The organism is Ruegeria sp. CF4, assembly GCF_056537345.1.
In genome coordinates, this window is sequence record NZ_JBQFRJ010000001.1 from 1,164,308 (window position 1) to 1,179,133 (window position 14,826).

Below are 14,826 nucleotides of genomic sequence, written 5' to 3' on the forward strand. Positions count from 1 at the left end.
CGCCTCATCCATCTTTGGCCTTCGTTATCGTGGTCAGAAAGATTGCGGCGACAATTAAGACCGCTCCGACAACGGCCAGAGGTGTGATGGTCGCGCCAAGGAACAGCGCCGAATTTATAAAGGTGAACACAACCGATGCTGCGAACAGCAGTGTTGCCGTCAGCGTCGATACCCGCGCAGCGGCCTCATACCAAAGATAGTAGGCAAGTGCGGTGGGCAGAACGCCAAGCAGGAACAGGAAAACCAGATCATTGGCGGTGGGCATCTGCAGCGAGAAGGCCGCGAGTGGTACCAACAGCACTCCGGAACACAGGAAGATCCCAAACAGGAAATTCAACCTTTCTGCGGTTGTTTCCGAAGACTGCATTGCTCGACTGCTTGAGATCAGGAACACAGCCCAACTGAGCCCTGCCCCGATCTCCATCAGATCGCCCAACAAGGGCTCACCTCCGCCTTCAAAGTCACGATAGACGGTGAGGACCACGCCCAATATCGCCAGCAGCGTCGCCAGAACCTCGGTACGACCGACAGGTGTATCGGCGAAGAAGTACAGGAATATCAACACGAAGAACGGCGCGGTATTCTCAAGCACCATCGCATTTGCGGCGCCGGTGTGCTCCAGACCGATATGGAAGAGAATATAGTTCACTACCGTCGACAACACCGCCAACCGGAAGTTCCAATCTCCAAACCGGATAGAAACTTGCGCCCCCATCAGGCGTAACATGCAGTACATCGCTAGGGCCGCAATGAATAGCCGAGATACAGCGATCTGCAACCCACCCAGATCGCTGGTCAGGTATCGCACGATTACACTATGCGTGCCCCACAAAAACGCGGCGAGAAAGCCAAGAACCAAACCGTTTTGCAGCACTGAATTTTTCTGCGACTGATCCTGCACCGGTTGCTCCAAGCGCTATTTCAATTGGCTGTCCTTCGATCCGCGTCGATTGATCCCGCCACGCGCCTTGAAACTGCTGTCACGCTCCTGCTGGCAGTCCAGACATAGCTTAACACCTGGCAGAGCGGTGCGGCGCTTCTCGGGGATCGGCTCTTCGCATTCGGCACAATGGGTCAGGCTTTCGCCCACGGGACGTTTTTGCGCCTGCATCCGCGCCAACTCGTCCGAGATCGATGCTTCGATTTGTTCGCTCACCGCGCCGTCGCGCGCCCAACCACCGGCCATGGAGCCCTCCTGATCCAGTCGAAGCAGAATAGTCGATACGCCCGGCCCGAGGCAAGCTACAGCGATACGGCGTTGTCAAAGACCTGATCGATCACCTCTTGCGTGCCGCGCACAAATTCCAACGGGCAAGGATATTCTGCGCCTTCGCGTATCGTCCGACCAAACGCCTCGACCTGCAATTCATAGTGGTTGTCACCGGGGAAGCGGGTCACTTGCATATCAAGGCCGGGGCGATGCAATTCGACCCGTGCTTCGCCAAAGACGCGCGCATTGAAAGGCGCGGTCAGGCGGATCACACCGCCCTCACCGTGAAACTCCATCTCTTGGTGGGGATGCATCCGGGTTGAGACATAGCTGGAGTAGGTAAAGTCGGGAAACTGCGCGCGAATTTCGGTGAAGACATCAACGTCATTCTCCCACCGGATGGCTCCGCTAACCGAGGTCGGCTCTTGCCCAGTTGCATATCGCGCGCTGCCGATCACATAGACGCCAATGTCGCGCAATCCGCCGCCGCCGGTCTCTGGCCGGTTGCGAATATTGCCTGTGTCCGCGCGATTGTCATAGCTGAACACGCCGGTTACGTGCACAAGCTTTCCGATCGCCCCCTCAGCAATCAGTTTACGAGCCAGCTGCCATTGCGGGTGATGTACGATCATGTATGCCTCAGCGGCCAGCAGACCAGTCTGATCGCGTTTAGCAATCAACTGATCGAATTCTTCGGCACGCATGGTTATCGGCTTTTCGCACAAGACATGCTTGCCTGCGTCCAGCGCCTTGAGGCTCCATTCCACGTGCAGGTGATTGGGCAATGGTATGTAGACCGCATCAATCGACGGGTCGGCCAGCAGATCATCATAGCTTTGATAAACGCTAAGATCGGGGCAGAATTGCTGGAACGGTTCGGCCTTGGAAGGGTCAGAGGTCGCCAGACCGGATAGGCGCGCGCCCTGGGCTGCATGAATTGCCGGCCCCATATGCTGGCGCGCAAATTTCGAGGCCCCCAGAATGCCCCATTGAACCGGTTTTTGCATGATCGTTCCTCCCCTGCCTCGTTAGCGCTATCGCATCATTATCAGCGCAGGACATTCCTGTCATGCGCTCCGCCACCCTTGCCAAAAGAAAACCGGCCTGAGCACGTCAGGCCGGTTGTTGTTTCAACAGTGCGACAGGCTCAGACTGAGCCCAGCATGCCTTTTTCACGCGCCAGCTCACGCATCTTTTTCTGCAACTTCTCGAACGCGCGCACTTCGATCTGGCGAATACGCTCGCGGCTGACATTGTACTGCGTGCTGAGTTCCTCAAGCGTCACAGGCTGATCCATCAACCGGCGCTGGGTCAGAATGTCTTTTTCGCGATCATTCAGCACATCCAGCGCAGCGGCCAGCAATTCACGCCGAGCCTCAAGCTCATCCCGCGCTTCATAGTCACCCGCCTGGTCAGCGTCTTCATCCTCCAACCAGTCCTGCCATTGCATAGTGCCTTCGCCTTCGGACCCTACGGTCGCGTTCAGCGAGGCATCGCCACCGGACATTCGGCGGTTCATGCTGATCACTTCTTCCTCGGTCACGCCGAGGTCTTGGGCAATCTTGGCAACGTTTTCGGGACGCATATCGCCCTCTTCCAACGCACCGATGCGGGCCTTGGCCTTACGCAGGTTGAAGAACAGCTTCTTCTGCGCCGAGGTTGTACCCAGCTTCACCATCGACCACGACCGCAGGACATATTCCTGAATCGAGGCGCGAATCCACCACATGGCGTAGGTTGCCAGACGGAACCCTTTCTCGGGGTCGAATTTCTTGACCGCCTGCATCAGGCCCACATTGGCCTCGGAAATCACCTCAGCTTGCGGCAGACCATAGCCGCGATATCCCATGGCGATCTTGGCCGCGAGACGCAGATGCGACGTGACCATTTTATGCGCGGCCTCGGTATCCTGTTCCTCGACCCAGCGCTTGGCCAACATATATTCCTCTTCCGGCTCCAGCAGTGGAAACTTGCGAATCTCCTGCATATAGCGGTTCAGACCACCCTCGGGTGTCGGTGCCGGAAGATTTGAGTAATTTGCCATTTATTTCCGTCCCTTGGACAAATGTTTAAGCCCTTAACATGGGATATGGGTACCAGACCCGACATATTCAAGAGGATCAACTACCAGTCTGAAATTAACCTGATGTAAAGAAAAGCTGAAATTGCCGGTTTCACAAGCCTTTGCAGTTTATGTCACCGGCTGCCGCAACGCAGAAATCAGATCTTCCATATCCTGCGGCAACGGCGCCTCAAATCGCAGCATCTCGCCCGAGACCGGATGTTCAAAGCCCAACACAGCAGCGTGCAGAGCCTGCCGGGGGAAAGAACGCACAGCCTCGGACGCCTCAGGCGCAAAGGCCTTCGCGGCCAATTTGCGTTTGCCACCATAGACCGGATCGCCAACCAACCCATGGCCGGCATGGGCCATGTGAACACGGATTTGGTGCGTCCGCCCTGTCTCAAGCCAGCATTCAATCAGTGACAAGCCACCGGGTTTGCCAAAAACCTCAACAATCCGCGCCCGGGTCACAGCGTGGCGGCCACCGTGAAACAGCACGGCTTGCCGTTGCCGGTCGGTCTTGTGCCGCGCCAGTTGCGTCGTCAGTCGCATGATGTTGCCCGGCTCAAAGCTCACGCCCTTTATCCCACGCAAGCGCGGATCGTTCGCATCGGGAACACCATAGCAAACCGCGCGATAGTAACGTTCAACGCTGTGCGCCTCGAACTGAGCTGCCAGCCCGTGATGTGCCGCGTCCGACTTAGCCACGACCAGCAGGCCGCTGGTTTCCTTGTCGATCCGATGCACGATGCCCGGGCGCTTCACGCCTCCTACACCCGATAAATCATCGCCGCAGTGATGCAGCAAAGCATTGACCAGAGTCCCGTTCGGAGAGCCCGGCGCCGGATGCACTACTATCCCCGCAGGTTTATTGATGACGATCAGGTCGTCATCCTCATAGACAACTTCCAGCGGGATATCTTCGGGGCCAATATGGCTGCCTTCAGCCTCGGCCACGGTGATCCCGACCTGCGCGCCTTCGGCAATTCGGGCTTTTGGATCATCGACAACCGCTCCATCGACCGTCACCGCCCCGTCACCGATCAGGCGGGTCAGGCGGGTGCGCGACAGGTTCTCTTCCGCTGGCACATCCCGCGCAAGCGCCTTATCAAGGCGGGGCGGCGGCGCGGCCGCGATGTGAAACTCTATCAGGCGGGTGCCCATGACTGTCCCTTCCGAACCTCAGGAACCGCAGGAAACACCGCAGCTTCGGTTGCTGCGGCGCATGGTCATGCTGTTGACCGCGGTAATGATTGGCGGGGTTCTAGTGACATTCGCCCTGATTGTCATCCGCCTATCGGATCGCACCCCGACGCTGCCGGATCAGATCGAATTGCCCGATGGCGCGCGCGCGCAGGCGCTGACCATTGGCAGCAACTGGTATGCTGTTGTCACCGACGACAATCGCATCCTGATCTTCGACAAGACGACAGGGAAACAGCGGCAGGAAATCACGCTGGATTAAACCGGGTTCGCTTTGCCCAAGTCTGAGGTAATCCGAATTGTGCCGCTGAGCGTCAATGGTGTCGGACCCGCGTTGATCAGTTGAGCGGGAATGCGTGTGGCCGCAGCCAATGCATCGGCCAATGAGATACCCACCTCACCCGTCAGGACCCGAATTGCGGTCGTCAGATCGAGATCGGCCCCCGCCAGAGTACCGTCCTCTAAAGTCAGCCTACCCTGCTCTCTCCGGATGAGCCGACCTTCCAATTGGAACTCGGGAAGGTCAGTGCCCGCGACGGCCATCGCGTCACTCACCAGAAAGATCTTCCCTGGACCGCGTTTAGCGGCAAAAGCGGCGCGCATCGTTTCAGGATGCGCGTGCACGGTATCCGCGATCAATCCAGCTGACAGATCCCCGTTGGACAGCGCCGCACCCACTAAGCCGGGTTCCCGGCTGCCAAACTGGCTCATCGCGTTGAACAGATGTGTCACGCAGCGCGCGCCAGCTTTCACATATTCCGTGCAGGTGTCGAACGGCGCATCGGTGTGGCCTAGCGAAACGATGACGCCTGCGCGGCTCAGAGCATCAACCTGATCAGTCGTCACGTTTTCCGGTGCCAAAGTGACCATCAACGCAGGCAATGCACGCGCCGCTGCCAGATATTGGCTTAGGTCGTTGTTGTCCATCGGACGTATCAGAGCACCGTCATGCGCCCCTTTACGTTTAACTGACAAATGCGGCCCTTCAAGGTGCAGACCCGCAATGCCCGAAACCCCACGCTGAACAGCCTGTATCGCGGCCTCAATAGCAGCTGAAGTCTTCTCAGGCGTGTCCGTAATCAGCGTCGGCAAGATCGATACCGCCCCAAGCCCACGATGCGCCTCAGCGATTCTCTGCAGGGTGTCGACCGAGGGATCGTCGTTGAACATCACCCCGCCCCCGCCGTTCACCTGCAGATCGACGTAGCCGGGGCTGAGGATATCTCCGGAAAGGTCCTGGATCTCGGTATCAGACGGCAGGTCGGCTCTTGGCACAATCGCATCGAGCGTCCCATCGACGAACCCGGCGGCGTGGTCGGTGAACAAAGTCTCTCCGTCAAAGATCGGGCCGCCTGCAAAGGTGATGGTCGACGTGTTCATACCGTTTCCGTCACTTTCCGCAGATGGCGCGGGGTATCGGGGTTGATGCCGCGTCCGGTCGCGACGGTTTCCACCATGCCATAAAACGACGCAATCGCTGCGACGGGGTCCGTCATCCAATGCGCCGTCCGAACATGTGGCAGCGAGACCGCATCCTTTACCCGGTCGGTCGTGGCGAAAACCTGAGCGCCTTTTGCGGCCAAGGCATCGGCAACCTCAGCAATGTTGGCCTCAGCAGCATCGCCGGATGAGAACGCAAGCACTGGGAAACCCTGATCCACGATGGATACGGGCCCATGCAGCACCTCGGCTGAAGAGTAGCTTTCCGCGTGGATCTGGCAGGTCTCTTTGAATTTCAACGCGGCTTCGTTCGAGATCGCCCAGGAGGTCCCGCGCCCCAAAGTGAACAGGGATTGGCCATTGATCGCCTCTATCACACTACCCCAATCACAGGTGATGGCCCGCGCCAGATCCTCGGGCAGTTTGCGGATCGCCGACAGCAACGCGGCGTCGCCCTTGACCTCGGCCAGCAGCCATAGCCCGGTGACCAGCGAGGTCACGAAGGTCTTGGTCGCCGCCACGCTCAGTTCCGGCCCCGCATGGATAGGTAGTGCCGCCGAGGCCGCATCCGCGAGCGCTGAATTGGTGTTGTTGGTGATGGCGACCGAATAGGCGCCACCTTGCGTAAGTGATCGAGTCAGGCGCACGATATCGGGGCTCTGACCCGACTGCGAGACCGAGATACACAATGCGCCAGGGCAACGCATATCCACGCCATAGATCGATTTGACGCTTGGCCCCACCGAGGCCATCGGCAGCCCCAAAAGCAGCTCGGAGGCGTATTTTAGGTAGCTACAGGCATGATCGGATGACCCCCGCGCGACCGAGATCAGAAAGCTCGGATCATGATCACGAACCGCCTGCGCCGCACCCTCAATGGCCACTGCACCGTCGGTCAAAAGCCGATCAACAGCGCACGGTATCTCATTGATTTCTTGCCTCATTTGCGTGGTTTTGGTGGACATTGTGCCCGGCCTTTCAGTTTGACAGACGCAGCTCTGCCACGAAATCGTAGGCATCGCCGTGATAGATGGATCGGGTGAGTTCCGCGACGCGCCCGCTTTCAAGATAGGATGTGCGCTGGATGCGAAGACCAGCCGTGCCTTCGGCAACGTCCAAAAGGCGCGCCTCGGGGGCTTCGAGATTGATGGCCGAGATTTTCTGGATCGCGCGCACAGGGCGATAGCCTGATTGCTCCAGAAACGCATAAAGCGACCCGGTGACCTCGGTCGGGTTGGGCAGGATATCCAGCGGCAGCGCCGCGCGTTCCAGAGCCATTGGTCGCCCTCCGGCGGCGCGCAAGCGGTGGATGCGGGCGACCTGATCATTGGCCGACAGGCCCAACGCCAGCATCTCATCCGGCGACGGCAGGAATATCCCCCGCTCCAGCCAGGTCGAGGTGGTTTCAAACCCGCGACGTTCCATATCCTCGGTGAACGAGGTGAGATGCGATAGCGATTGTTCAACCCGCGCAACCGGCTCGCGCACGAATGAGCCCGACCCCTGACGCTGCTCGATTGTTCCCTTACGCACCAGTTCCTGAATGGCCTTGCGCACAGTGACACGCGACAGATCAGTGAGTTCCGCGATCTCGCGTTCTGGCGGGAGGGAACTGTTCGGCGGCAGGATGCCTTCCGCAATCCCTTGCTCAAGCCTTTGACGTAACTGCACATAACGTGGACCGGCAGTATGGCCCAGCCAGCCCTCTGGCCTCAGGAAATCAGCAACGCTCATGTTCGATCTCCTTCCTGAAAGCGTGGGCCAGCGCGATTGCGCCCGATAGCGGATCACCCAACGGCTTCATTAAATCCTGCTGCATGGGTTCTGGAAGATAGGCAGCGTATTGCGGCCCAATGCCCCCGGTCAGACAGATTGGAAGGCCCGCGGCCCAGCCCATTTTCTCCAACCGTTCCCGCAGATACTCAGCGCCTGCCTGCATGATCGACTGCGCGAACGGATCCCCCTGCCCGGCATATTGAGTGACGACAGGAGCCAGAGCGCCAAACTCGGTGGGCGACATGTCAGATGCGGCTTTGACGATACCTGCCGTCCCTTTGAATCGTGACAAGAGCTGCGCAGACAGCTCGGACGGCTCACACACCGCATCAACACAATCCAGCACCTGGGACAACGCCCGCCGCCCAACCCATTGGGCCGAGGCCTGATCCCCCAGAACCGGCCCCCATCCTCCGGCGAAGCGCGGCTTGCCTTCAAGTTGCGCAGCCAGGAAAGACCCTGTGCCACAATGGGCTACAAAGCCATCACCCGGCCCGAGCGCCCCACGCAGGGCCGACGGTCGGTCATCCTCTATGCGTACATCTGAAAAAGGCAGCGCCCCGGCCAAGCGATCCGCGATAGATTGACCGGTAATCCCTGCCAACCCCAGATAAGCCGGCGCATCTGCGACCTCGGTCAGGTCAATGCCCGCCTGCTGACTCACCGCAGTTAAACCCCGCTTAAGCTCAGCACAGGATGCGTCAAAATCAGTAGATACATTCGCCGCCCCAACCTCGACCTGCCAGATCCGATCACCATCGGACAAGGCAACACGGCACCGCGTGCCACCGCCATCGGCGGCCAGAACAATGGTATCAGAGGCGCGAGTCATGTTGAGACCTTTATAATACCTTTAAAGGAATTTGAAGGCCAAAAAGCGACCTAATAGGCAAAATAACGCGATTTCAGTCACCTCAAACAAAATGGTAGACTAATGGTATCTAAAAGGTATGATATCGAAGAACTGGGGGGAGAATCACTTGCGCACACCTGTGACGGAACAGTTGCATCAGAAGGCCATTGGGCTCGACACACGTCCGCTGACGGATGTCGCTGCCCTATTGGCTCAGTCGCAGGCCACTGCAGCCTCTGCCCCGCTGGCAGCGACTGACCCGATCTGCGCAGGTGCGCGCGCCATGGCAACCACGATCCGAGCGGGTGGCAGCCTGTGTTACCTTGCTGCTGGATCCTCGGGCCTGATGGCCGCCGCCGACGCGTTGGAGCTTGGGGGCACGTTCTCGATCCCGACAGATCAGATCCGAATACACATGGCAGGCGGTCTGCCTTCCGGCGCGGAAATGCCCGGAGATGTCGAGGATATCTCTGCCACTCTCACAGATGAACTTGCCGATCTATCCCCTCAGGACACCCTGATCGCCGTCTCGGCCAGTGGAACAACCCCTTACACTGTCGCAGCGGCCCAAATCGCACGCGGCATAGGTACGACGGTCATCGGCATCGCCAACAACGCGGATACCGAGCTTCTGCGGTTGTCGGATCACGCGATCCATTTGCCGACACCGCCCGAACTGGTTTCCGGCTCGACCCGGATGGGTGCAGGTACGGCGCAGAAGATTGCTCTGAACATGCTGTCAACGCTGATGGCGATGGAGTTGGGGCATATTCAGGACGGCATGATGATCAACCTGCGCGCAGATAACGACAAGCTACGCGCCCGCGCCAACGTAATCGTGTGCCAATTGACGGGCGCCGACCCCGAACAGGCAGCGTCTGCGCTCACGACGGCGCAAGGCAATCTCAAATGCGCAGCCTTGCTGGCGGCGGGCGCTGCGTCGCTGGATGTGGCGCAGGCGATGTTGCGTGAGACCAACGATCACCTCCGCCCCGCTTTGAAGCGGCTGAAACAAAACCAAGAAACCACCAACCTGGGAGACACGAAATGAAACGCAAAGTTCTAAGCCTTGCCTTGATGAGCACGGCGCTGGTCACAAGCGCTTATGCGCAAGACGCCACGCTGACGATTGAAAGCTGGCGCAATGACGATCTGGCCTTGTGGCAGGAAAAAATCATACCGGCGTTCGAAGCTGAGCATCCCGGTATCAAGGTGATTTTCTCACCTTCTGCCCCAGCGGAATATAACGCTGTGCTGAATTCCAAGCTTGAGGCCGGATCAGCTGGCGACCTGATCACCTGCCGCCCGTTCGATGCCTCGCTGGCACTCTATGAGGCAGGCCACCTGACAGACCTTTCCGATCTGGAGGCGATGGGCAATTTCTCGGACGTCGCCAAATCCGCCTGGCAGACCGATGACGCATCAGCCAGCTTCTGCGTACCGATGGCATCGGTGATCCACGGCTTCATCTACAACAAAGACGCGTTCAATGAGTTGGGCATCGAGGTTCCAACCACTGAGGCCGAGTTCTTTGCCGCTCTCGACAAGATCAAGGAAGACGGCACTTATATCCCGATGGCGATGGGCACCAACGACCAGTGGGAAGCCGCCACAATGGGCTATAACAACATCGGCCCGAACTACTGGAAAGGTGAAGAAGGCCGTCAAGCGCTGATCAAGGGCGAGCAGAAGCTGACCGATCCACAGTGGGTTGCCCCTTATGCGACGCTGGCCAAATGGGCGGACTATCTGGGTGACGGATATGAAGCGCAAACCTATCCCGACAGCCAGAACCTGTTCACGCTGGGTCGTGCGGCGGTCTATCCAGCAGGAAGCTGGGAGATTTCGGGCTTCAACACGCAGGCCGATTTCGAGATGGGCGCCTTTAAGCCACCGGTCCAGAACGCGGGCGATACCTGCTATATTTCGGACCACACCGATATCGGCATCGGCATGAACGCGGCGAGCGAAAACCAAGAAGCCGCGCGCACCTTCCTGGCTTGGGTCGCAAGCCCCGAGTTTGCCAGCATATTCGGTAACGCCCTACCTGGTTTCTTCCCGCTATCCAGCACTCCGGTCGAGCTGGAAGATCCACTGGCCAAAGAAATCGTCGGCTGGCGTGAAGAGTGCGAAAGCACGATCCGCTCGACCTACCAGATCCTGTCGCGCGGCACGCCGAACCTGGAAAACGAGACCTGGGGTGCATCCGTTGCAGCCATCAAGGGTGCCGAGACACCCGAAGCGCTGGGTCAGCAACTGCAAGACGGTCTGGCCAGCTGGTACGCACCGCATCAGTAACACCTAGGCCACTCACACCGGACGCGGCCACCGCGTCGCGTCCGGACCTTTTCCCCGGAGATTCCCATGCAGACCCGCCGCACACGCTGGCACATCGCCGTTTTCCTCGCCCCTGCGGTGCTGGTTTACACGGCGGTGATGATCTTCCCCTTGTTCAATACACTGCGCCTCGCACTGTTCACCGAGGTCGATCAGACACGCATCTACGTAGGCCTGCAGAATTTCCGCACCCTGTTCTTCGATCCGATCTGGTCCGAGCAGTTCTGGAATGCTTTGGGTAACAACTTCTGGTTCTTCCTGATCCACATGCTGGTTCAGAACCCCATCGGTATCGCTTTGGCTGCGCTTCTCTCACATCCACGCCTACGCTTTGCCGCGCTCTATCGGTCCGCGATCTTCATTCCCACCATTCTGAGCTTTGTTATCGTCGGTTTCGCGTGGAAACTGATATTGTCCCCGCTTTGGGGCATCGCACCTTCGATGCTTGACGCCGTCGGCCTCAAGTCGCTGTTTGCACCATGGCTAGGCAAAGAAGAGTACGCGCTGACGACACTGGCACTTGTCTCGGTCTGGCAGTTCGTCGGCATCCCAATGATGTTGATCTATGCCGCCCTGCTGTCAATCCCCGAAGAAATCCTTGAGGCCGGAGAAATAGACGGCATCACCGGAGCCTCGGCTTTCTGGAAGATCAAACTGCCGTTGATCATTCCTTCAATCGGGATCATCTCAATCCTGACTTTTGTAGGCAATTTCAACGCCTTCGACCTGATCTACGTCTCGCAAGGCGCGCTGGCAGGGCCGGATTTCTCAACCGATATCCTAGGCACCTTCATGTACCGCACCTTCTTTGGCTTCCAGCTGCAACTGGGCGACCCGCATATGGGCTCCGCCATCGCTGGCGCCATGTTTGCCATCATCCTTGTCGGCGTCTGCATCTATCTCTTCGGCATCCAGACCCGGATGCGCCGGTATCAACTGTGAGGGTGAACGCATGAACAAAGCACGCCAGAACCCGCTGAACACGGCCGCCATGCATGGGGCGCTGATCCTCTACACATTGATCGCCCTCTTCCCGGTCTTCGTGATCATCATCAACAGCTTCAAAACCCGACGCTCGATTTTCCGCGAGCCACTCGCCCTGCCCGATGCCGAAAGCTTCTCGCTGATCGGTTATCAGACGGTGATGAAACAAGGGGATTTCTTCCTTTATTTTCAGAACTCGCTGATCGTGACCGTGGTATCGCTGGCTTTTGTTCTGTTGTTCGGCGCAATGGCTGCTTTTGCGCTGAGCGAGTACAAGTTCAAGGGCAACACCCTGATGGGCCTCTATCTGGCGCTTGGGATTATGATCCCGATCCGCATCGGCACCGTGGCGATACTTGAGATGATGGTGGCAACCGGGTTGGTGAACACCTTGTGGGCACTAATCCTTGTCTATACCGCACAAGGCCTGCCGCTAGCCGTGTTCATCCTGTCAGAATTCATGCGGCAGGTCTCGGATGATCTGAAGAACGCTGGCCGCGTCGATGGGCTGTCCGAGTACACCATCTTCTTCCGGTTGGTCCTGCCGCTGGTCCGCCCCGCCATGGCGACCGTGGCCGTATTCAACATGATCCCCATCTGGAACGACCTCTGGTTCCCGCTGATCCTCGCACCCGCTGAGGAGACCAAAACCCTGACACTAGGCAGCCAAGTTTTCATCGGCCAGTTCGTCACCGACTGGAACGCGGTTCTGTCGGCGCTCAGCATGGCGATCCTGCCGGTGCTGGTGCTCTACGTTATCTTCTCACGCCAGTTGATCCGCGGCATCACTTCAGGAGCTGTCAAATGACCAAAGTTCTGATCGCCGGCCTTGGCAATATGGGGCTGAGCCACGCTTTGGTCCACCATCACCACCCGGACGCGCAGATCGTAGGGCTGGTGAACCGATCCGGTCGCGTCGACCATCCTGACCTGTCAGGCTATCCGGCTTATTCAGATTTTCAGGCAGCTCTGACTGAAACCAACCCGGATCTGGTGGTCGTGGCGACCTACTCCGACAGCCACGCCGATTTCGCCTGCGCGGCGATGGAAGCTGGCGCGCATGTATTTGTCGAAAAGCCACTGGCGACCACTGTGGCGGACGCCAAGTGTGTTGTCGCAAAGGCCGTTGAGACCAACCGCAAACTGGTCATCGGCTATATCCTGCGCCACCACCCTTCTTGGATGCGCCTGATTTCCGAGGCGCGCGATCTCGGCGGACCCTATGTCTTCCGCCTGAACCTCAACCAGCAAAGCAGCGGGGCCGAGTGGGAGACGCACAAGGCCCTGATGCAGACCACCTCGCCCATCGTCGATTGTGGTGTGCATTATGTCGATGTGATGTGTCAGATCACTGATTCTGACCCCGTGCGCGTCCACGGCATGGGCCTGCGCTTAAGCGATGAGATCGCCGAAGACATGTACAATTACGGCCAGTTTCAGGTGGTCTTCGAGGACGGCTCGATCGGCTGGTACGAGGCCGGTTGGGGCCCGATGATGTCCGAGACTGCGTTCTTCGTGAAAGACATCGTGTCACCCAACGGCTCGGTCTCGATCACCGATGGCAACAAAGGTGCGTCAGCCGATATCGACGGCCACACGAAGGTCGGTGGCCTTCTGGTTCATCGCCCTGACGGCGACCAGACAATCGACATGCCCGATGAACCCGGCCATCAGGAGCTCTGCGACGCCGAACAAGCCTATATGTTGCGTGCCATCGCCGAGGATATCGACCTGACCCGCCACATGAACGATGCCGTGCAATCGCTCGCCATCTGCCTAGCTGCCGATGAAAGCATCCGCACCGGCCAACCCATTTCGCTGAAAGAGGCACGCACATGACCGCCCTGACGCTTACAAACGTGAACAAGTCCTTCGGCACCGTCGAAGTCCTTAAGGATATCAACATCGAAGTCGAAGACGGAGAATTCGTCGTCTTCGTCGGCCCCTCGGGTTGTGGCAAATCCACCCTGTTGCGTGTGATCGCAGGGCTTGAGGATGTGACTTCGGGCGAAGTGCGCATCGGTGGAGATCTGATGAACCTCACACCGCCCTCTAAGCGCGGCATTGCGATGGTGTTCCAGAGCTATGCGCTCTATCCGCATCTGAATGTGCGCAAGAACATGTCACTGGCGCTGAAACAGGAAGGTCAGAGCAAGCAGGTCATCGAAGAGCGCGTCACCAAGGCCAGCAAGATGCTGAATCTTGAGCCATACATCGACCGCTACCCTTCTGAATTGTCCGGTGGCCAACGCCAACGTGTCGCCATCGGTCGCGCCATCGTGCGTGAACCCAAACTGTTCCTGTTCGACGAGCCTTTGTCCAATTTGGACGCCGCCCTGCGCATGAACACGCGGCTGGAAATCGCAAACCTGCATCAGCAGCTTGATGCTTCGATGATTTACGTCACCCACGACCAGACCGAAGCGATGACACTGGCCGACAAGATCGTCGTGCTACGCGACGGTCGGGTCGAACAGGTCGGCAGCCCGATGGAGTTATATAACAACCCCGCCAACCAGTTCGTTGCAGGCTTCCTCGGCGCGCCCTCGATGAATTTCTTCCCCGCCAGCGTAATCGGCGACAGCGCGGACACAACGTTGGGCATCCGCCCAGAGGACTTGTACTTATCCGACGAAGGCCCTCTGACCGCGAACGTGACCCATGTCGAGCATCTGGGCGGAGACACCAACGTGATCGCGATGATGCAAGACCACCAGATCACTGCGCGTCTGTTCGGTCAGCATCAGGTCAACGCTGGTGAATCCGTCCATTTCGGCTATGCCCAGGATCGAACCTATCGCTTCGACCAACAGGGCGCACGTCTAAACTGACGAAAATCTCTGTTGTTTTTGGGATGTTGGCGTGTCGAGGAACATCCGGCACATCGAATAAAAGCTGATAAACCATTGCTTTATACATATAATCACCTTGCGTAGCGCTATCGCTTCTCCAGATGCGTGC

Annotated in this window: 16 protein-coding genes; 7 read left to right on the top strand and 9 right to left on the bottom strand. The window is 58.3% G+C overall.

From position 1 onward, the window contains the following. Positions 1 to 4 precede the first annotated feature (4 nt). The 5 genes from ACR0NF_RS05760 to ACR0NF_RS05780 all read right to left on the bottom strand — a co-directional run bounded on the left by ACR0NF_RS05760 (position 5) and on the right by ACR0NF_RS05780 (position 4,436). Positions 5 to 901: a DMT family transporter gene (locus ACR0NF_RS05760; protein WP_480657999.1), complete on the bottom strand. Its 897-nt coding sequence runs from the start codon at positions 899 to 901 to the stop codon at positions 5 to 7. Between the two features lie 15 nt (positions 902 to 916). Further along, complete coding sequence (locus ACR0NF_RS05765) at positions 917 to 1,186, bottom strand: DksA/TraR family C4-type zinc finger protein (protein WP_480470104.1); 270 nt, start codon at positions 1,184 to 1,186, stop codon at positions 917 to 919. A 56-nt stretch (positions 1,187 to 1,242) separates the two neighbouring features. Then, a complete protein-coding gene (locus tag ACR0NF_RS05770) occupies positions 1,243 to 2,217 on the bottom strand; it encodes a Gfo/Idh/MocA family protein (RefSeq protein ID WP_480658001.1) in 975 nt (324 codons plus the stop codon). Between the two features lie 140 nt (positions 2,218 to 2,357). After that, on the bottom strand, positions 2,358 to 3,254 hold the full coding sequence (rpoH, locus tag ACR0NF_RS05775; protein ID WP_480470106.1) for an RNA polymerase sigma factor RpoH: 897 nt from the start codon (positions 3,252 to 3,254) through the stop codon (positions 2,358 to 2,360). A 147-nt stretch (positions 3,255 to 3,401) separates the two neighbouring features. Further along, on the bottom strand, positions 3,402 to 4,436 hold the full coding sequence (locus ACR0NF_RS05780; protein ID WP_480667074.1) for an RluA family pseudouridine synthase: 1,035 nt from the start codon (positions 4,434 to 4,436) through the stop codon (positions 3,402 to 3,404). Here ACR0NF_RS05780 and ACR0NF_RS05785 point away from each other — a divergent pair. Further along, complete coding sequence (locus ACR0NF_RS05785) at positions 4,435 to 4,737, top strand: DUF6476 family protein (RefSeq protein WP_480470108.1); 303 nt, start codon at positions 4,435 to 4,437, stop codon at positions 4,735 to 4,737. The two genes, ACR0NF_RS05780 and ACR0NF_RS05785, sit on opposite strands and share 2 nt — an antisense overlap. On the opposite strand, the gene nagA is transcribed toward ACR0NF_RS05785, so the two are convergent. Genes nagA through ACR0NF_RS05805 form a run of 4 tightly spaced genes read right to left on the bottom strand, consistent with a single transcriptional unit; the run spans position 4,734 to position 8,523 of the window. Next, positions 4,734 to 5,855 carry an N-acetylglucosamine-6-phosphate deacetylase gene (gene nagA / locus ACR0NF_RS05790; protein WP_480777907.1) on the bottom strand — a complete coding sequence of 374 codons (1,122 nt, stop codon included), beginning with the start codon at positions 5,853 to 5,855 and terminating at the stop codon, positions 4,734 to 4,736. The two genes, ACR0NF_RS05785 and nagA, sit on opposite strands and share 4 nt — an antisense overlap. After that, positions 5,852 to 6,880 (bottom strand): SIS domain-containing protein, encoded by a 1,029-nt coding sequence (locus ACR0NF_RS05795; protein WP_480470110.1) that lies wholly within the window; start codon positions 6,878 to 6,880, stop codon positions 5,852 to 5,854. Before ACR0NF_RS05795 ends, nagA begins: the two co-directional genes overlap by 4 nt. Positions 6,881 to 6,893: 13 nt before the next feature. After that, positions 6,894 to 7,649 carry a GntR family transcriptional regulator gene (locus ACR0NF_RS05800; RefSeq protein WP_480470111.1) on the bottom strand — a complete coding sequence of 252 codons (756 nt, stop codon included), beginning with the start codon at positions 7,647 to 7,649 and terminating at the stop codon, positions 6,894 to 6,896. Further along, positions 7,636 to 8,523: a glucosamine kinase nucleotide-binding domain-containing protein gene (locus ACR0NF_RS05805; protein ID WP_480470112.1), complete on the bottom strand. Its 888-nt coding sequence runs from the start codon at positions 8,521 to 8,523 to the stop codon at positions 7,636 to 7,638. Before ACR0NF_RS05805 ends, ACR0NF_RS05800 begins: the two co-directional genes overlap by 14 nt. Before the next feature lie 148 nt (positions 8,524 to 8,671). Between ACR0NF_RS05805 and ACR0NF_RS05810 the strand changes: the two genes are divergently transcribed. The 6 genes from ACR0NF_RS05810 (at position 8,672) to ACR0NF_RS05835 (ending at position 14,696) form a co-directional block, all read left to right on the top strand. Continuing rightward, the gene (locus ACR0NF_RS05810; RefSeq protein WP_480470113.1) at positions 8,672 to 9,595 is read left to right on the top strand and encodes an N-acetylmuramic acid 6-phosphate etherase; all 924 of its coding nucleotides are present in this window, start codon (positions 8,672 to 8,674) and stop codon (positions 9,593 to 9,595) included. After that, positions 9,592 to 10,842, top strand: a complete 1,251-nt coding sequence (locus ACR0NF_RS05815) for an ABC transporter substrate-binding protein (protein WP_480470114.1) — start codon at positions 9,592 to 9,594, stop codon at positions 10,840 to 10,842. The genes ACR0NF_RS05810 and ACR0NF_RS05815 overlap by 4 nt, the downstream gene beginning before the upstream one ends. Positions 10,843 to 10,908: 66 nt before the next feature. Continuing rightward, on the top strand, positions 10,909 to 11,823 hold the full coding sequence (locus ACR0NF_RS05820) for a carbohydrate ABC transporter permease (RefSeq protein WP_480470115.1): 915 nt from the start codon (positions 10,909 to 10,911) through the stop codon (positions 11,821 to 11,823). A 10-nt stretch (positions 11,824 to 11,833) separates the two neighbouring features. After that, the gene (locus ACR0NF_RS05825; RefSeq protein WP_010439354.1) at positions 11,834 to 12,673 is read left to right on the top strand and encodes a carbohydrate ABC transporter permease; all 840 of its coding nucleotides are present in this window, start codon (positions 11,834 to 11,836) and stop codon (positions 12,671 to 12,673) included. Continuing rightward, a complete protein-coding gene (locus ACR0NF_RS05830) occupies positions 12,670 to 13,704 on the top strand; it encodes a Gfo/Idh/MocA family protein (protein WP_480667079.1) in 1,035 nt (344 codons plus the stop codon). The genes ACR0NF_RS05825 and ACR0NF_RS05830 overlap by 4 nt, the downstream gene beginning before the upstream one ends. Then, entirely contained in the window at positions 13,701 to 14,696 is a 996-nt protein-coding gene (locus ACR0NF_RS05835; RefSeq protein ID WP_480470117.1) for an ABC transporter ATP-binding protein, read from the top strand. Before ACR0NF_RS05830 ends, ACR0NF_RS05835 begins: the two co-directional genes overlap by 4 nt. Positions 14,697 to 14,826 lie beyond the last annotated feature (130 nt).